We start from the raw sequence: 19175 nt of genomic DNA, 5'->3' as shown, positions 1-19175 counted from the left end.
GTTTAGGTTTAAAGCCCCCAAGCAGCGAGTGCAAGGGGGCTTTTATTTTTTCCAGTCAATTTCTCTGTCCATATGTATTGATCTTTTCTTCTATTTTAGTTTTTTGTTTGATATTGAAAATGGGCGATCTGAAGAAAGAATTACATCAACTATGTGTTAATCATGTACGCAAAATTATGGAGGCGGCAGAGCTTGCGATAGCCGACGCGCAAAAGGCATCAACCGATGATACCAAAAGCAGCGCCGGCGATAAATACGAAACCGGGCGCGAAATGATGCAACAGGAAACCAACCGTAATATGGCCCAGCTTAATGAAGCAAACAAGCTGTTGGTAGCCTTAAACAGGATACCGGTTACCGGCGTATCAACAGTTGCTGAACCTGGCAGTGTGATAATTACCAACAACGGCAATTTTTACCTGGCCATAAGCGCGGGTAGTTTAGTATACGAAGGCAAAACCTATTTCGCGGTATCACCGGCATCACCGATAGGCAATATGCTTAACGGTAAAAAAGCAGGGGATGAGTTTACGGTGAACGGAAAGCCTTATAAAATAGCGTCTGTTGCTTAATTTTTGCCGTCTGTTATGTCCGAAAAATAATTTTTTTGTTACGTTAATATTAAAAAAATATGGTTGCACGTGTTTTCCATATTTATTTTACAAAAACGCCTTGTTTTTAAAACAAATTGCATATCCCTTTGTACTAATGGGTTGCCTATCGCTAATTATGCGCTCAAAACCCGAAAAAAAATAATTTTTTTTAAAATAAAAGCACTCATTCACATAAACATGCAGTAATCATCAAATATCTATTACTATATTTGATGTTAACAAAACGTGGGTAATTAACAAGCAGGCCCATTAAAAACTAAATATTAATGAACATATTCGTAGGAAGTCTTCCTTTTTCTTTAGGGGAAGCCGATTTAAAACAGCTTTTCGAAGCTTATGGTGAAGTTAACTCAGTAAAAATTATTATTGACAGGGAATCAGGAAGAAGCAAAGGGTTCGGATTCATTGAAATGGCAGATGATGAGGCAGCACAACAAGCTATAAGCGGCCTAAACGGTTCTGAAGTTAAAGGAAGGTCAATTGCAGTAAGCCAGGCAGAAGAGAAAAAACCAGGCGGCGATCGCAGAAGCAGCGGTGGCGGCTACGGCGGTGGTAACCGTGGTGGTGGCGGTTATGGTGGTGGCAACCGCGGCGGCGGTGGCGGCGGCTATTCAAGAGACAATCGTGGCGGCGGCGGCAAAAGCTGGTAAAAAATATAACCTAAATTAAAATACCGGGTTCCTTTGATCCGGTATTTTAATTTAGATAATGCACTGTAAATCTACCTTTCCGGAAAACAATTTATTTAAGGATATTTTGCCTTACGCAAATCTCTATGTCCTGAAATTTCCATTTAGTTAGATTTTTATTATTGTATTTTTTGTGGCAGCCTTACTTCAAATACGGCTCCCTGGCCGTGCTTTGAGTAAATATTTAGCGATCCTTTAAGCGTTTCGATAAGGTGTTTTACCAAAGCCAGTCCAAAGCCAAAGCCTGCTTCGCCGGTTGTTCCCGTTGTTGAAGCGGCATTGCCTTTCAATATTTTTTCGATACCTTTTTCATCGATGCCAACCCCATTGTCTTTAACCAGGATCTGCAATATGCTGATATGATCGTTTACCTCAAGGCTCAGGTCAACATCAACAGTACCACCGGCAGGGGTAAATTTTATGGCATTTGAGATTAGGTTGCCGGCTATTTGCAGCAGTTTATTACGGGCAATGGGAATTTGTTCCGATTCGGACGAAGTTTTAACTGTAAGCAAAATGTTTTTGTTGCGGGCCTGCGGAATAAACAACCGCTCAATCTTATCCTTAAAAACAAGCAGATTGAAATCGGATCCGTTGGATATGGGTTTGTGATCTTTTTTATCGGCACTTAAAATCTCATCTGCAAGCTCCAGTATTGATCGCCCGCTTTTATGGATCAGGTTAATAAACTCCAAAACCTCTTCTATCTGGTTTGCCTCACCCTGTTCGCTGATCAGCTGGGCCAGACCGATAATGCCGCTTAACGGCCCGCGGATATCATGGGCAACCTTCTTTTGTGCTTCATTAGCTTCAGAAAGCTTATTTTTTAACTTGCCTATTACTTTCAGGTCTTTCAAGCGGTTCACTATTTCATCGGCAATGATCTTTAAAAGCTCAACCTTTTCGGGGGAGAGTTCCTTAACGTTTTTATCGAGCACGCATAAAGCGCCGATATTGTGATCATCGCTCGTTTTTAACGGAATTCCGTAATAATACCTCAGTTTCGGCTCATCCGTAACATAAAACTTATTCTTGAAGCGCTCATCCCTTTGCAGGTCTTCCACCTCAAAATATTCGCCGTTGATGATGGTATACTGGCAAACCGAGTCTTCACGGGGCATTTGTTCAATCTCAAGCCCATGGCCGCTGATACTCCATTGAGTATAGGAGTCAATCAGGTTTACTAACGAAATTTCGGTGCCGGCAACCTTGGCGGCCAGCTTGGCCAAATCCTTAAAACTGTCTTTATGTTCGGCATAATCGAGATCAAATTCCGACAGGCTAAAAAGCCTTTCCATTTCATTATCGGGAATTGGCGGGACAGGCATATTATATAATATATTGGTTATTATTATATACGTGTTTTTAATTCATAAGGTTCCATGAATAATAAACAGGTATGCATTAATTTTAGATAATTGTAGATTACATTATCATAAATTTATGCTGGCTAATTGCAGTGCCGTTGACAACTAAAACCGCGATACAGCCGTATTTGTTTTAAAACAAACCCCAGGCTTTAACTAACATTAAACTTTTACCCATGAAAAAACTATTTCTGTTAACATTATTTATTGGTTTAGCTGCCATAACTTTTGCTCAACGCAAAGTAGTTTGCTGCAGCAATCCATCGGCAACACAACAGTTTGCCATGCTGGCCTCAAACCCTCAGTTTAAAATGTCGCACAAAAACCCTATGCCTTTCCGCTTTCAAAGCAGCATTGGGGAGACCATCACTTACAAAACGTCAGATGGCAAACAAGCTTCGGCCTTTTTTATGAAAGCCAAAAAGCCCACCAACAATTATTTACTGGTTATACACGAGTGGTGGGGCCTTAATGACTATGTAAAAAAGGAATCGGAAAAATTATATAACGACCTGGGCAACGTAAATATCATCGACCTTGATTTGTACGACGGCAAAGTAGCCACCACCCGCGAAGATGCCGGTAAATTTATGCAGGCCGTAAATGACGACAGGGCACGCGCCATCGTAAACGGAGCTATTGCCTATGCCGGTACTGGTGCACATATTGCGACTATTGGCTGGTGCTTTGGCGGCGGCTGGAGCCTGCAAACCAGCCTCCTTGCAGGTAAAAAGGCTGTAGCCTGCGTAATGTACTATGGCATGCCCGAGCAGGACATAAATAAATTAAAAACCTTAAACACCGATGTATTGGGCAACTTCGCCAATAAAGATCAATGGATCAATCCAAAAGTAGTAGCTAAGTTTGAGGCTGACATGAAAGCCGCCGGTAAAAAAGTTTACCTGCACCAGTACGATGCCGACCATGGCTTTGCTAATCCAAGCAATCCTATTTACAATAGCGAGGCTACAAAGGATGCTTATGCCAATACATTAACGTTTTTAAAAGCACGATTGAAGTAAACAAAACTAACCGTGTAGTGTTGTATGGGGCAAGTTAATCCTTGCCCCATTTTTTTGTAACATTGCATAAAATTTATCTACTTGACAGGTTCTACTAAAAAGGTTGTTTCTTATCTTCTTAAGGCTGGTATATTAATAATTGCGGGCTGGTTTATTTACCGGCAATTCAACAAAAAAAATAACGACCTAAAGCAGTTTGAACATTTTGCATCGCAAATAAGTACTACCCACGTTGTTATCGTGATGGGACTGGTAGTTTTATTGATGTTTTTGAACTGGTTTTTAGAAGCGCTGAAGTGGCGTTATGTAACCAAAACGCTTATTAATATTTCGTTGTGGGAAGCTGTTGAAGCCGTTTTTTGCGGACTTACATGGGCGGTAACCACACCTAACCGCCTGGGCGAATATGGTGGCCGGGTTATGTTTTTACCTCCCCGCAAACGCGTGCCGGGAATTTTTGCCATGGGCGTAGGCTCATTTAGCCAGGGTTCGGTAACCAATGTTTTGGGGGTAATAGCTATGGCCTGGTTTGTGGCCACCTACCTTCATACCAATTTAGTATTGGCATGGAGTGTAACTGCCGTTTGCGCCATAATTGTGGCCGTTCAGCTTATTTTTTACTTTAATATTAATTGGGCCGTAACCTTGCTCGACAGGGTTCCTTTCATCAAAAAGTACCATCGTTTTTTTGAAGTAATGGGGCGGTACCATACCCATGAGCTCATAACGATAATGGGGTTCAGCATAGCCCGTTACCTCACGTTTTCGTTCCAGTATTTCCTGGTATTCCAGATGCTGGTACCTAACATGAATATTGGCCCCATGATGATGATGCTGACATTGTTTTTCCTGGTGTCATCGGCTATACCATCGCTTGATCTTTTTGATATTGGTGTTCGTGGCTTTACCGCCTCGCATTTGTTTGTTTATGTGACAGATCAAAATATCGCCGTAATAGCCGGGGTATCATCAATATGGCTTATTAATTTATTTATTCCTGCTATTTTAGGATCGTTATTCGTTTTAAAACTGAAATTCTTTGACCGCGCTGATTAGTATTATTTCGTTGTTTTCTATAGGGCTTTATGTGGTATTGCTGATTTATCTGCGGATAGGCTGGGCAAAGGTCACTATGCCGCCCATTGTTGCCGATTCTGTTAACACTAAAGTAACGGTGCTTGTCGCGGCGCGTAACGAGGAAGAAAAGATCAGCCTCACCATTGAAGATATTTTAGCCCAGGATTATCCCAAACACCTTGTCGAGATCATTATTGTTGATGATCACTCGACAGATAATACTGCCGCCATTATAAGCAGCTATGCGCCGCAGGGAGTAAAACTGCTGAAGCTTAGCCTTGGCGAAACTCTCAACTCCTACAAGAAAAAAGCCATAGCCGAAGCCATAAAACTTTCAACAGGTGATTTGATGGTGGCAACCGATGCCGATTGTCGTATGGGCAAACAGTGGTTACGCAACATAGTTGGCTTTTATGAGCAAAACGATTTGGTGATGATCTCATCGCCGGTAACTTACTTCCAGGAGCAATCGGTATTTGAGCGGATGCAAACGCTTGATTTTTCGTCGCTCATATGTATGGGAGGTTCATTTTTAGGGCATGGCTTTGCGGCCACCTGCAACGGCGCAAATTTTGCCTACCGTAAAGATGTATTTTATGAAGTTGGAGGCTTTACCGGTATTGACGACCTGGCCTCGGGCGATGACGAACTTTTATTGCATAAAGTAGGGGAGCGCTACCCAGGCAGGATAGGCTTTTTAAAGCGTCGCGAAGCGATTGTATACACCCATGCTAAACCAAACTTAAAAGAGTTTATGCAGCAAAGGCGTCGTTGGGCATCAAAATCAACCAAGTACAAAAACAAAAAAATGGTGGCCTTTGCGCTTAGCATTTGGCTGTGCAATTTCATGTTGCTGTTTACAGCTGTGCTGGGGATTTTTAATATCTGTTTCCTGAAACTGTTTTTGCTTACCATTGGCATTAAATACGCGATAGACCTATTTTACATGACGCCCATCATGAACTTTTTAAAACGGCGCGAACTGTTATTGTATGTAAGCTTCGTTTTGCCACTTAATGTGCTTTATTTCGTGATCATTGGCTTTTTAGGAAAAAACAAAAAATACGCCTGGAAAGGCCGTGTGGTTAGATAAGCTTAAGGCCGAAAGCGGAACGCTAAAAGCTAAAAGCCCAAAGTAGCACCTTCTTAAGCTTTAGGCCTTGCGCTTTAAGCTTTCAGCTATATAAATGTAAAGAAACCGCACCTTATTGCTAATTGCACCTAATTAAGCGATATTTAGCCAATACACATGAACTATTAACACATTGGCCGAAATTACACCAGCAAAACGCACCTGGCGTGTTTTTAAGCGCAATAAAATTGCTATAGCCGGACTGGCATTCATCCTGCTTACTTTACTGGTTGCCATACTGGGCTATCTCATTATGCCCGACGATACCCCGCTGGCCAATAACATGATCATTCAGCTCAGTATAAAAAAGCCCGGATCAGCTTATATGATGCTGAAACTCCGTAAAGCGGAGCCTGTTGATACCGCAAATGTGTTCGCTAAGATGTTGTACGGGCAGCCATCTTTCTATAAAGAGGTACCCATAACCGGCTATCATTTTGTTAAAGATTCCATTTATGTAAACGGCTACATCGGCGATGAAGATAAGCCCGAAAAAAAGTCATATAATATTTTTGAGGTATTATCCGGACAAAAGCCCGTTTATAAAAACGGTAATGTCACCTTCAATGATAATGGGCAGGCGACAACTGTGCTCGCCTCTGCTGCTGTTTATCAAAAATATGATGCCCGGATCAAAGACCAGAACATCGGCTCTAAAACCTTTTGGCTTGGTACAGATGGCTATGGCCGGGATATGCTGAGCCGCCTGCTCTTAGGTACCCGGATTTCGCTTGCCGTAGGTTTAATGTCGGTTATCATCAGCATGTTGCTGGGGGTAACCGTTGGGGCTGTTGCGGGTTACTTCGGTGGCTGGGTTGATGCATCGTTAAGCTGGCTCATGAATATTTTGTGGGCGCTACCGGCGCTGTTGTTGGTAATTGCTATATCATTTGCATTAGGCAAAGGGCTTTGGCAAATATTTATAGCTGTTGGCCTATCCATGTGGGTTGAGGTTGCGCGGCTGGTACGCGGACAGGTGATGGGCCTTAAGCAGGTAGAGTACATTGAAGCAGCAAGGGCCCTGGGCTTTAGCAACAAGCGCATTATAGCCAGGCATATTTTACCCAATATCACCGGGCCAATACTGGTACTGGCGTCATCAAACTTCGCATCGGCCATACTCCTGGAGGCGGGGCTTAGCTTTTTAGGCTTTGGCGCACAACCACCTACGCCAACCTGGGGCGGCATGATCAAGGAACATTACGGTTATATTGTTATGGATTCGGCCTTTTTAGCTATAATTCCGGGAGTTGCCATTATGCTGCTGGTTTATGCTTTTAACCTGGTTACCGTTGGCCTGCGCGACGCCTTTGATATAAAATCACAAAGTACTCGTATTTAAAAATTATTTCTTCTATTTTAGTCAGCGGACTTATATCAATATGCTGAATATAGACGACGGTTCCGGCGAAGACGAATTGATCAGGCTTTTGCTCAAACGGCAGTCGGAATTAAATTCTTTATTGGAAATTACGCGGGCGATAAACAAAAACACCGCTACTCCTATCCTCATTCAAATGCTGGAGGTTATTCTGCAAAACTATTTGCAGGTAGGCAAGCTCCGTTTTTTGATTGAGAAGGATAATAAATTTGCCTGCATAGCCAAATATGGCGGTGATATTGAGTCGTCGGTAGTGCTGGCCCGTGCCTGCAAAAAACTAAGTAAGGTTAAAGCACCAACTGCCATATCCGGCCATCACGATCCCATTCTTAAAAAGTACAACTATTTCATCCCGGTATATCATAAAAGTAAAGCGCTGGCCTATGCCCTCATAGGCGATTTCAATACCTCGGGCGAGATGCTTAACAATGATCTTAACTTCATCCAAACACTGATGAATGTGATCATTGTGGCACTTGAAAACAAAAAGCTTTTCCGCGAGCGCTTACAATCCGAACGTTTTCAACGTGAAATGGAGCTTGCGGTAGAGGTACAGAACATGCTGATCCCGATGCGGGAACATAAGGACGATAGCGTGGAGATCGGCGCCAAATACCTTCCGCACCAAAATATTGGCGGCGATTACTTTGATTTCATCCGTCTTAATGAGCATGAGTTTTTATGGTGCATCGCGGATGTATCGGGCAAGGGAATTTCGGCGGCATTACTGATGGCCAATTTCCAGGCCAGCCTGCACGCATGGGCTGCCGTTGATGGTGATTTGACTAATATTGTTGACCGGTTAAACAAGATAGTGCTCAACAACACCAAAGGCGAGCGGTTTATTACCCTGTTCCTGGCGCGTTATAATCAAAAAACCCGCAGGCTTAACTATATCAACGCGGGGCATAATCCAACCATATTATATTCAGAAGGAGGGGCCATCCCCCTTAAGCTGGGCACTACGATGATTGGTGTTTTTGAAGATCTGCCTTTTTTAAACGAGGGCGAGGTTGATATTGAACCCGGCAGCCTGATCTTTAACTATACCGACGGGCTCATGGATTTTGAATCGCCAAGTTCCAAAATATGGAATGAGGACAAGCTGCTTGATTTTGTGCTGGCCCATGGCGAACTATCGCCCGATAATTTCAACCAAGCTTTAATGGATTACCTGAGCAATGTGCATAAAAGCAAACCCATCGACGATATTACATTGCTTACCCTTAAGATTTTTTAACGCCCGGCGGGACAAGATGCAAGTGATGCGTCTCTACAAAAAACAATGCCGTTTAGGCCTTACAGTCCTCTACTGTTGAAAACCGGATAATACTAATTACTTCACCAACCCGTTTATTACACTTATTATATTTGCAGGATGTTATCAGCCAGGTACCAGTACGAATTTTTGGAAGCAGGATGCGACGAAGCAGGACGAGGGTGCCTTGCCGGGCCGGTATTTGCCGCGGCTGTTATTTTGCCGCCCGATTTTGACCATCACCTGCTAAACGATTCCAAACAGCTTACCGAAGAGGTGAGGTACCAGCTTCGTGCCGAAATTGAGGAGAAAGCTGTAGCTTTTGCTGTAGCCTCTGTTGATAACCTGGAGATAGATGAGATCAACATCCTCAATGCCTCTTTCCTGGCTATGCATCGTGCCATTGAAAAACTACACCTCGAACCACAGTTTTTGATCATAGACGGTAACCGCTTTAAAAAATACCGGAGTATTCCGCACGAGTGCATCATCAAAGGCGACGGAAAATATTTCAGCATAGCGGCTGCATCCATATTGGCTAAAACCTACCGGGATGATTATATGATGCAAATAGCGGCTGAACATCCGGAGTATGAATGGCATACCAATAAAGGCTATCCAACAACAAAGCATCGCGAAACGGTATTGAAAATTGGTTTCACACCATATCACCGCCGTACTTTCAGGGTAACCGATCCGCAGTTAAGTATTTTTTAATGAAGTTTTGAATACCACCGTTAGGATGGTATTTTTGTTAAAAACCCAATCCACCGTTTGAAGATCCTAATTTTAACACATCGTGTACCATTTCCGCAAAATGGCGGCTATGCCATTGTGGTTTGCAATACCATTAAAGGGCTGATTGCACTTGGGCACGAAGTTGCGCTGGTAGCTTTAAACGGCAAAAAATATCACGGCAGCGTTCAAACCACCGAAGATGAACTGCTACAAAAAATCCAATACACATCCTACGATATCAACATCAACGTATCTGTACTTGATGCCATAGGCAACCTGTTCAGCAAAAAATCAAACGATGTCGACCGTTATTACGATGCCGAATTTGAAAAACTGCTGCTGCGCGAATTACGCCAAACCGCATACGATGTTATCCAGTTTGAGGGCCTGTTTGTAACCCCGTATTTGGCCGCTGTCCGTAAGCATGCCAAAGCCAGGTTGATTTACCGGTCGCACAATATTGAACACCAGGTATGGATGCGCCTCGCCCAGCAAAAAAGCGACCTGTTTAAGAAATGGTACCTGCATTTGCTGGCCCGCAAGGTAAAGGACTACGAATTGCAACAACTCAATAAATTTGATGCTATAGCGGTATTTACTAACGAGGATAAAAAAACGCTGTTGTCATACGGCGCCACTATCCCGGTTGAAATTTTTCCTGTTGGTATTTCCCTGCCCGATTACAAGCCCAACTATAACAAAACAGAATTTCCGAGCTTGTTTTTTCTTGGCTCATTGGATTGGATGCCGAACAGGGAAGGGATCGAGTGGTTTATCGAGAGCTTTTATAAAGACCTTACCGATGGCGACCTGCGCGTAAAGTTTTATGTTGCCGGCCATAACATTCCCGATAGTTTTGACGACTACGAGGTAATGGGTAAAATTTTTATCCAGGGCGAGGTTGATGACGCTTCGGAGTTTGTAAACAGCAAGGCCATCATGGTAGTGCCACTGCTCTCGAGCGGAGGTATGCGGGTTAAGATAGTGGAGGGCATGGCCATGGAAAAATGTATCATCTCCACCTCATTAGGTGCCGAAGGCATAAACTTCACCAACGGCGCCAATATTCTTATTGCCAACAACCGGCAAGAGTTTTATGATGCTATTGAGCGCTGCATTACCGACGAGGAATTTTGTCGCAACATAGGGCTCAACGCCCGTCGCCTGATTGAAGAACAACACGACGTGCATGTTGTAGCCCCCAAGCTGGTTGCTTTTTATCAGAGCGTGAACCTGGATTAGCCTGATTTAAGGATTTCTTGAGTTGGGATTAGGTGACTATGCTGTTATATCCATAAATACTCGAAAGATGAGTATCGGTTGAAAATGCTGGTTAAAAAAGCCATGTCATTGCGAGGAGGAACGACGAAGCAATCTCGTAGCTATACAAATCGGACATGCATTGGCTACGAGATTGCCACGCTGCGCTCGCAATGACATATTTTTTTCTGCAAATTGCCAACTGAAAACTGCTACTGTTGTTACTGTTCCGCAGTTGTTGGTGTTGTCACCAGCAACTTTTTGTACCCTTTATTCTTATAAGAACGACATTCCTATTTGCCAATACACTGTATAGCGCAGAGTTGTTGGTGACAACACCAACAACGGCAGAAAGACATCCTGCCAACTGAAAACTGCCACTGCCAACTGAAAACTACTGCTGCTGTTGTTGTTGCTGCTGAATGATCTCCATATATCGTTGATAGCTGTTTTTAGGAAACTCGGTTACGGCGTGCATAGCCGGCGCTTCATGGGTTTTATCTTCAAAAACAATGGTATCTGCATCATCTACCACAACTGATACTTCAAGCTTATGGCCGTATGCGCCTTTGTAAACACCTTTAACCGGCGAGCAATCGGAAAAATTGCGGCCTACAGCTAAACGCACATGGGTTTCATTAGCAATGCAGTTATTTGTTGGGTCGATGCCGAGCCAGCCGTAGTCGGGTACGTAAACCTCGGCCCAGGCGTGAGTAGCACCTTCACCGCGCATGGCACTGCTATGGGTACAGATATAGCCACTTACATACCTCGACGGGATTCTAAGCTGGCGAAGCATTACCATCAAAATATGGGCAAAGTCCTGGCAAACACCGGCTTTAAGTTTCCAAACCTCATCAAGCGTGGTTTCAACTGTGGTTACTCCTTTGATGTATTCAAAATTATTGTACACCCAACTACAAAAACGTAGCGCGACCTGAAAAGGCGTTTCGTCTTTTCGTCGTTCCTGCTCAACTATTTCCTGCAACTCGGGCAGGCCTTCAAAATATTCCTGTTTTAAAAAATCAATGTAAGGCACCATGTATTGCAGGCGCTTTAGGGCCTCCCACTGCTGCTCCGGAAAAATATCGTTCACCGGCAATGGACGCTGACGCGTAACAACAACCAGTTTTGAATTAATCACCAGCATGTTGTGCTGATCGCTATAAGTAAAACTGCCAACCTCATTGCCATAATAATCAATATGGGTATCAACCACAGGGTTACCGGTTATGGTCAGCTCTTGTTTTACCACCTCCTGGTATTCATCTTTTATGGGGAAAAGAATGATCTGGTTAGCGCTGTCACGAACAGGGCCCGCATAAGTGTATTTGGTGATGTGTTGGATCTTAAATTCAGGCATCTTTTTAATTGGTTAATTTATTGATTTGAAGATTTGAAAATGACGTTGAGTGAACATCTTCAAATTTTCAAATCGACACATTTTCAAATCGTTTTTATGAATTAGCAAAATAGTGCTGATTCAATGAATTACCCACACCGTATAGCTCGCTCCTGATCTGGGTAAGAAACAGGTGCAAACCTTCCTGTTTAATGCTTTTTACCGAACTGTATTTAATACGGCTTTGCAGCCTGCCTATCTGGAACGACATCTCCCGGTAATCATCTGCATTACTGTCGTTTTTTAACCTGTCGAAATAACGCTGGATATTGTTTACCGAATAGATAACCGACCGCGGAAAATCGTTATTCAACACAACTTGCTCCAGTACGTTTTCGGCCTCAAAGCCTTCGCGGTAGGTCTTTAAATACAACTCATAGCCGCCAAGGGAAAGCAACAGGTGTTTCCAGTAGGTTGTATCTGTAAGCAAATCGGGGTTATCACTTATCGAACTGAATTTGGTATCCAAAATATCAACCGACTGGATGGCCCGCTCCAAATATTTACCAATATTCATAAAGGCACGGCCCTCGCCGCGCTCCATGGTTATTTCAACTGTGCCGTAATAAAGCATCACCTGTTTTATTAACACATCGAGTACGCCTATCGGATCTTCCCGGTGCAGGGCACGTTCCAAACGCACATCTTTTACGGTGTGATAATATTCATTAAGGCATTGCCAAAGGTCTTTGGTGATATGCTCCTGTACACCCCGGGCATTTTCGCGCGCAAGCGTAATAATGTTGAGTATGGAATTGGGGTTGCTCTTCCCCGTAACCATATACTTTAAAACCGACCGGCTGTCATTTTCCAACTTTTCGGCCTCAACGGCATCCAAACCTGCAAAAATCCTCATTACTGGCTCCCAGGTAAATTCCTGCACGGTATCCTGCGATGAGGCATAATTAATTTTGAGCATCCGCAGCATACCATCGCTGCGCTCAATGTAACGGCTTAACCAATAAAAACTTGCTGCAACCCTGCTTAACATAATGCCCCCTAACCCCCTAAAGGGGGAATGATTATGCCGGCGGTAAAATCGCCGGCCTTGTTAATTATACTTTTGTACTTTATTCAAAAAACGCGGACTTGTGCGATTCCCCTCTTGAGAAGGGTGTAGGGGTGTGTTTATGCTTGTAATAAACTAATCCCAGAAACACACCCCTGCTACCGCGCAGTCCTTCGCGCCCCCTCTCAAGAGGGGATTTTATTCGCAATTCCTTCCTCTTTCACCTCAGGCTAATACCCACGTATCTTTACTACCGCCCCCTTGCGAACTGTTAACCACCAGCGAACCTTCCTTTAAGGCCACGCGGGTTAAACCACCCGGTACAATTTCAATACCATCAGGACCATAAAGCGCGTAAGGTCTTAAATCAACCCGGCGCGGCTTTAACTCGCCCTGCATGTAACATGGCGCTGCCGAAAGACTGATTGTTGGCTGCGCTATGAAGTTACGGGGATCTTTAAGGATCTCTTTTTTGTAATCATCTATCTCCTGCTCACTTGCAGCGTGCCCCATCAACATCCCGTAGCCTCCGCTGCCGTTGGTTTTTTTAACCACCATATTATTGAGGTTTTTAAACACCATTTCGCGCTCATCGGGGTTGCCTAACTGGTGGGTTGGCACATTTTTGAGAATGGGTTCTTCGTTCAGGTAATAGCGGATCATATCGGGCACATAGGCATAAACCGCCTTGTCATCAGCAACACCTGTACCTGTCGCGTTTACAATGGCCACATTACCTTTACGATAAGCCCCCATCAAACCCGCTACGCCCAGCATACTTTCCGGGTTAAACACCAGTGGATCAAGAAACTCATCATCCACCCGGCGGTATATCACATCAACCTGCTGCAGGCCGGTTGTGGTTTTCATGTACACCTTATGATTATTCACTACCAGGTCGCGCCCCTCTACCAGTTCAACACCCATTAAGCGGGCCAGCGTGGTATGTTCAAAATAGGCCGAATTATAAATGCCCGGCGTAAGTAAAACAATAGTTGGGTTATGAATTTGCCGTGGCGATAAGGCCAGCAGGTTTTTATATAGTATCGACGGGTATTCGGTAACGCTGCGCACGCTGCATTGTGGCAGCAGATCAGGAAATAACCGTTTGGTGATCTCCCTGTTCTCGAGCATATAACTTACGCCCGAGGGGGTACGCAGGTTATCTTCCAGCACATAAAAAGTACCATCCTCATCACGAATAAGGTCGATACCCGAAATGTGCACATAAATATCATAGGGTACCTGGAGCTGGTACATCTCACGCAAAAAATGCGGGCACGAGTAAATGATATCGATAGGCACTATGCCATCCTTTACAATAAACTGATTGTGGTAAATATCTTTCAGGAACAGATTAAGCGCGTTAAGGCGCTGCTTAATGCCACGCTCAACAAAGGCCCATTCATCGGCAGTGATAATACGGGGAATGATATCAAAAGGGAAGATCTTTTCAATGCCTTCGCCGCTGTTGTAAACGGTAAAGGTAATGCCCTGGCTCATGAAAAGTCGTTTGGCAAGTTCTTCCTTTTTATTCAGATCGTCTGCCGATTCTTTTGAAATGTAGTCAATAACTTTACGATAATGCTCACGAACATTAGCATCAAGGCCATACATTTCGTCCCAAACATTATTAATTGGGCTATATTTATCAAAATAAGCTGATTCTTCCATAAAAAATTACAATAGTTTAAAAATTGACAATCAGTTATCTTTAAGAATTGTAATTTATGAAGTGTTTTTGATAAAAAAGCAAATTATTTTGAAATTTTTGAATTTATTTTAATCAAATTTTCAATTTTATATAATTTTCGAAATAAAAATTTGCGCTTTTGTTGATAGTATATATAAAAAAAAGGAATTGAAATAGCTAAACAATCGAAGATTGTTCAACTCCCGCTTTCCTAAAATCAGACGGGTTAACATGCCGGTACTTTTTAAAAATTCGGTTCAGGTGGCTTTCATCGTTAAACCCAAGCTCATTGGCTATTTCAACCATGCGCATATTACTATGCAGCAGGCGATTTTCAATCAATTTAAGTTTGTATTTAATAATGTATTGTTGCAGGGTTTCGTTAGTATGCTTTTTGAAATAACGGCCAGCGTAGGTTTCTGAAACGCCCATTTTATCGGCAATAACATCAACCCTGAGCTTTTCGGGGGAGTAGATATTGGTCTGGATATACTGCAGAATATCGAGTACTTTTTCTTCTGTATTTTCATCTACCTCATCGGGCATGCTCATGGCCACATTACGGGCAACAATTACAATAACTGTATTGATATATTGCTGCAAAAGCTCTTTACTGTAAAGCCCGCTTTTTTGCTGTTCGCCAATGATGGCCTGCATAATAGGTTTTACAACAGCGCTGTCCTCCTGGTTTTTCAACACACACCCTGGTGCCTGCGCCGCATTTTTCAGAATAAAATCCAGGTGCTTAACCGCGTTAGCGGGCAACTTATAATCTTTAATATAAGCCATATTGAACCGGATAAACAGAAACTGTGTAAGGGTTGCAATTTCAAAATAGTGGGAGTCGTTAGGAGTAAGTAAAAACAGGTGGCCTGCCTTATAGGTAAACTTGCTGTTGTTGATACATTGCTTACCTGTCCCGCTAACGATGTAAATAAATTCAAAAAAGCTATGTGAATGTTCATTGCGGGGGCAAGCTTCGAGAGGTTCGCGCAACACGATCTCAAAGGGCTGGTATAAATTATCTTTAACCATAGTGTAAATGTACAATTATTACGAGGATTTGTACAAGAGACTCACCCTGTGGCTGGTATACTTTTGTATTGTAATTAAAACCAAACAAATACTACAATGAACACTCAAAATAAAACCATCATGCAAGCACTGATAGCTCCGGAAGCTAATGCCCCTTTTACCCTTACGGAAGTTGAACGCCCGGTAGCCGCTGCAGGCCAGATACTGGTACGCATTATAGCCAGCGGCGTAAGCGTGCTCGATAATAAAATCCGCACCGGCAAAGGCGCTCATGCCAAACAACCATTACCTGCTATTTTAGGGATGGATTTTGCCGGCATTGTTGAAGCTGTTGGCGATGGTGTTACCCGTTTTAAAATTGGCGATGAAGTATACGGACTTGCCGGTGGTATTGGCGGCCTGCAGGGCACCTACGCACAGTACGCTGCTTTCGATGCCGATCTGCTTGCGGTGAAGCCATCAAGCCTGAGCATGCGTCAATCAGCTTCTATGCCCCTTAATTTCATAACCGCCTGGGAAGGCCTGGTTGACAGGGCAAAAGTGCACGAAGGTCAAAAAGTACTGGTTCACGGCGGGGCAGGGGGTGTTGGCCATCTTGCGGTACAAATAGCCAAAGCTTTTGGAGCAGATGTTTATGCCACCGGAAGCGCGGCTCAACAACAATATATAGAAAACATTGGCGCTACATTTATTGATTACCGCGAAAAAACAGTTGAACAATATGTTACCGAATATACCAATGGCGAAGGCTTTGATATTGTGTATGACACTTTAGGCGGCGCAACCTTAGATGCTTCCTTTACTGCTGCTAAATATTATACCGGCCACGTGGTAAGCTGTCTTGGATGGGGCGAACACAAGCTGGCGCCACTATCATTCCGCGGGGCTACTTATTCCGGCGTGTTTACCTTAATGCCAATGATCACAGGCCGGGGCCGTAAACACCATGGTGAGATTATGCAGGAAGCTACCAAACTTTCTGAAGCTGGCAAGCTTGTACCACTGGTTGATGAACGCAAATTTACTTTAGCAACCGGCAGCCAGGCCCACGATATACTGGAAAACGGCAAAGCAAATGGCAAACTGGTGATTGATGTAGCTGAGTAATGCTGGATAAGAACCTTTAAGAGGATCGATCTTAGATTAAACAAGCGAGCCGGAGATAATACATCCCCGGCTCGCCTGTTTATTTTATAAATTGGCGCTTTAAAATTCCAGTTCAAGTAACACCGGACAGTGGTCAGAGTGTTTGGCTTCGGGCAATATTGCCGCGCGGCGGATCTTATCTTCAAGCGGTGTGCTGGCCATGGCGTAATCAATACGCCAGCCTAAGTTTTTGCCACGGGATCCCGCACGGAAACTCCACCAGGTATAATTATGAGGTTCTTTATTTACATGACGGAAAGTATCGATAAAGCCGCCTTCAATAAAATTCTCCATCCATTCGCGTTCTTCCGGTAAAAAGCCCGATGAATTGGCATTTGATTTTGGGTTGTGGATATCAATAGGGCGGTGGCAAATGTTATAATCCCCGCAAACTACCAGGTTCGGATGTTCCACTTTGAGCAGGGTAAGGTATTTGCCAAACTCATCCAAAAAACGATATTTAAAAACCTGCCGCTCATCGCCACTTGATCCCGATGGGAAATAAACGCTCATCACAGACACCTCATCAAAATCTACGCGAATACAACGCCCTTCACGATCAAAATCAGGGATACCACACCCATATTCAATATGGTTAGGCAAAATTTTGGTAAAAATGGCTGTACCACTGTAGCCCTTTTTTTCGGCCGGAAACCAGTAATGCTGATAGCCCATCTGGTCAACCAAACCAAGATCGGTCAGCACATCGGGTGTCGCTTTAATTTCCTGCAAACAAACAACATCAGCATCGGTAGCCTGCAGCCAGGCCAGCCAACCTTTATTTATTGCCGAACGGATACCGTTTACGTTATAGGTAAGTATTTTCATGTGAGATTTCGAATGTTCGATTTCGGATTTAATTTGAATTACGAAACTACGACAAAATTGTCATTTCGGCTGAGCTGGGGAAGGAAGAGGGAGGGAGAAACAGAAATCTTATACGAGCGGCATGCATAGCGAATTTACATGTTGGCTGTGCGAGGCGTATAAGATTTCTCTCTCGTTCCTCGTTCGAAATGACATTTTTTATGGATTCGCTTTCGGAAAAAGAATTTTATCTAACTGCTTACATTCCTTTTTACTCAGCAACTCAACCGTCATGGGTACATCGGTATTAGGGCGATCATTCCCGTCTTTTTTAACGGCGGCGATGCGGTCTACCATATCTATACCCGACACTACTTCGCCGAAAGCGGTATAGTTTTGATCAAGGTGCGGAGAACCGCCAACTGATTTATACCATTCCCGTTGCCAGGTTGGGATCTTACGGCCTTTAAGCCGGGTATTTTCCAGCGTATCCAGCTTACCATCGGTGAAGCGCTTGCCCTCTACAATATAAAACTGACAACCGCTTGATTCTTTTTTAGGATTATCATCACGCGCCGCGGCAAGCACCCCGCGCTTATGAAAAATACTGTCACGAAATTCGGCCGGAATGGTATAACCAACATCACCGTTGCCCAGCTCGGCACCCGGTTTGGCTTTTATCGGATCTTTTGAATCCGGGTCGCCACCCTGGATCATGAAATTCTGGATCACCCGGTGAAACAGCGTACCATTATAAAACCCTTTTTTGGTAAGCTTGATAAAATTATCCCGGTGCAAAGGCGTTTCATTATACAGGCGAAGGATGCAATCGCCATAAGTAGTATGGATGCGTACATACTGATTTTTAGGCGGTCCGGCAAAGGCAGCCGTAAGGGTTAATAGCAGAACGCTTAAAGTAAAAAGTTTCTTCATATCGGACAGTTGATTGTTTTGATTTCGATGATTACGTTGATTTTTTTAAGCCAATTGAAGATAGCAAATACAAGCTATCTCAACCATTCACCTAATCAACCAATAAACCACTCACTAATTTTCCCCATCCATCTCCTCAAAGTAATTTACGATGAGCGATTTCATGAGCATTTCCTGCTCAAGCAGGGTATAATTAGGGATCACTTTTATGCGTTTCCAGTGCGGCCAGCCATCCTGGTCAAGGCCTTCAAGTTCGTAAAAGCCCATCATACTCATTAAGCGGCAGGTAGCAATATGCATCAGCTCCTCCTTTTGGCGCTTGCTAAACTTCCGCGGACCTTGCCCCAACTCCTGGACCCCGATCAAAAAAAGCATCACTTTAATATCAGGCTTTTCGTTGTCAAAGTCCTCAGCTATTCGCTGCTGCAGCACATCCCATTTTTTATTGATCTCGGCAGGTGTCATAATTGGCAAAGATAGATTAGTTCATGGTTCATAGATGATAGTTCATAGTAAAATGATGCAAAGTGGCCTTTTCCTAACAAACATCAAAACCATGAACTATCATCTATGAACCATGAACACCACATTATTGTTACAATGTTGCATTAA

General features: G+C 43.6%; 18 protein-coding genes. 10 read left to right on the top strand and 8 right to left on the bottom strand.

Annotation, left to right across the window (positions count from 1 at the left end; translation table 11 throughout):
• Positions 1–119: 119 nt before the first annotated feature.
• Together EAH55_RS02655 and EAH55_RS02650 are read left to right on the top strand one after the other, a co-directional pair.
• Positions 120–572, top strand: coding sequence for a 3-oxoacyl-ACP synthase (locus EAH55_RS02655; RefSeq protein WP_121808377.1), 453 nt, complete (start codon positions 120–122; stop codon positions 570–572).
• Between the two features lie 308 nt (positions 573–880).
• Positions 881–1264: an RNA recognition motif domain-containing protein gene (locus tag EAH55_RS02650; RefSeq protein WP_112572798.1), complete on the top strand. Its 384-nt coding sequence runs from the start codon at positions 881–883 to the stop codon at positions 1262–1264.
• A 158-nt stretch (positions 1265–1422) separates the two neighbouring features.
• Here the strand turns inward: EAH55_RS02650 and EAH55_RS02645 are convergent, their stop codons facing one another.
• On the bottom strand, positions 1423–2631 hold the full coding sequence (locus EAH55_RS02645; RefSeq protein ID WP_121808376.1) for a GAF domain-containing sensor histidine kinase: 1209 nt from the start codon (positions 2629–2631) through the stop codon (positions 1423–1425).
• 215 nt (positions 2632–2846) lie between these two features.
• Between EAH55_RS02645 and EAH55_RS02640 the strand changes: the two genes are divergently transcribed.
• The 7 genes from EAH55_RS02640 (at position 2847) to EAH55_RS02610 (ending at position 10520) form a co-directional block, all read left to right on the top strand.
• On the top strand, positions 2847–3692 hold the full coding sequence (locus EAH55_RS02640) for a dienelactone hydrolase family protein (RefSeq protein WP_121808375.1): 846 nt from the start codon (positions 2847–2849) through the stop codon (positions 3690–3692).
• Between the two features lie 81 nt (positions 3693–3773).
• Positions 3774–4748 (top strand): lysylphosphatidylglycerol synthase domain-containing protein, encoded by a 975-nt coding sequence (locus tag EAH55_RS02635; protein WP_121808374.1) that lies wholly within the window; start codon positions 3774–3776, stop codon positions 4746–4748.
• Positions 4732–5862 (top strand): glycosyltransferase, encoded by a 1131-nt coding sequence (locus EAH55_RS02630; protein ID WP_244228082.1) that lies wholly within the window; start codon positions 4732–4734, stop codon positions 5860–5862. Before EAH55_RS02635 ends, EAH55_RS02630 begins: the two co-directional genes overlap by 17 nt.
• Positions 5863–6034: 172 nt before the next feature.
• A complete protein-coding gene (locus EAH55_RS02625; protein ID WP_121808373.1) occupies positions 6035–7243 on the top strand; it encodes an ABC transporter permease in 1209 nt (402 codons plus the stop codon).
• Between the two features lie 40 nt (positions 7244–7283).
• Positions 7284–8522 (top strand): PP2C family protein-serine/threonine phosphatase, encoded by a 1239-nt coding sequence (locus EAH55_RS02620; RefSeq protein ID WP_112572810.1) that lies wholly within the window; start codon positions 7284–7286, stop codon positions 8520–8522.
• 138 nt (positions 8523–8660) lie between these two features.
• Positions 8661–9257 carry a ribonuclease HII gene (locus tag EAH55_RS02615; RefSeq protein WP_121808372.1) on the top strand — a complete coding sequence of 199 codons (597 nt, stop codon included), beginning with the start codon at positions 8661–8663 and terminating at the stop codon, positions 9255–9257.
• A gap of 57 nt (positions 9258–9314) precedes the next feature.
• Entirely contained in the window at positions 9315–10520 is a 1206-nt protein-coding gene (locus EAH55_RS02610; RefSeq protein WP_121808371.1) for a glycosyltransferase family 4 protein, read from the top strand.
• A 412-nt stretch (positions 10521–10932) separates the two neighbouring features.
• Here the strand turns inward: EAH55_RS02610 and EAH55_RS02605 are convergent, their stop codons facing one another.
• From EAH55_RS02605 to EAH55_RS02590, 4 genes are all read right to left on the bottom strand, one after another.
• Positions 10933–11901, bottom strand: a complete 969-nt coding sequence (locus EAH55_RS02605; protein WP_121808370.1) for a transglutaminase family protein — start codon at positions 11899–11901, stop codon at positions 10933–10935.
• A 94-nt stretch (positions 11902–11995) separates the two neighbouring features.
• Entirely contained in the window at positions 11996–12931 is a 936-nt protein-coding gene (locus EAH55_RS02600) for an alpha-E domain-containing protein (RefSeq protein ID WP_112572818.1), read from the bottom strand.
• A 243-nt stretch (positions 12932–13174) separates the two neighbouring features.
• On the bottom strand, positions 13175–14623 hold the full coding sequence (locus tag EAH55_RS02595) for a circularly permuted type 2 ATP-grasp protein (RefSeq protein WP_114939660.1): 1449 nt from the start codon (positions 14621–14623) through the stop codon (positions 13175–13177).
• 196 nt (positions 14624–14819) lie between these two features.
• Entirely contained in the window at positions 14820–15677 is an 858-nt protein-coding gene (locus EAH55_RS02590; RefSeq protein ID WP_121808369.1) for an AraC family transcriptional regulator, read from the bottom strand.
• Positions 15678–15773: 96 nt separating this feature from the next.
• On the opposite strand from EAH55_RS02590, the gene EAH55_RS02585 reads away from it, so the two are divergent.
• Complete coding sequence (locus EAH55_RS02585; RefSeq protein WP_208644774.1) at positions 15774–16784, top strand: zinc-dependent alcohol dehydrogenase family protein; 1011 nt, start codon at positions 15774–15776, stop codon at positions 16782–16784.
• Positions 16785–16883: 99 nt separating this feature from the next.
• Here EAH55_RS02585 and EAH55_RS02580 read toward each other — a convergent pair whose 3' ends face one another.
• From EAH55_RS02580 to EAH55_RS02570, 3 genes are all read right to left on the bottom strand, one after another.
• Positions 16884–17651, bottom strand: a complete 768-nt coding sequence (locus tag EAH55_RS02580) for an exodeoxyribonuclease III (protein ID WP_121808368.1) — start codon at positions 17649–17651, stop codon at positions 16884–16886.
• A gap of 198 nt (positions 17652–17849) precedes the next feature.
• A complete protein-coding gene (locus EAH55_RS02575; RefSeq protein ID WP_121808367.1) occupies positions 17850–18563 on the bottom strand; it encodes a peptidylprolyl isomerase in 714 nt (237 codons plus the stop codon).
• Between the two features lie 114 nt (positions 18564–18677).
• On the bottom strand, positions 18678–19028 hold the full coding sequence (locus EAH55_RS02570; RefSeq protein WP_112572831.1) for a hypothetical protein: 351 nt from the start codon (positions 19026–19028) through the stop codon (positions 18678–18680).
• Between the last annotated feature and the right edge of the window lie 147 nt (positions 19029–19175).

The sequence above is a fragment of the Mucilaginibacter kameinonensis genome (assembly GCF_003675385.1).
Classification (GTDB): Bacteria; Bacteroidota; Bacteroidia; order Sphingobacteriales; family Sphingobacteriaceae; genus Mucilaginibacter; species Mucilaginibacter kameinonensis.
Note: the sequence above shows the minus strand (reverse complement) of the source record. Positions and strands in the feature narration are given on the sequence as shown.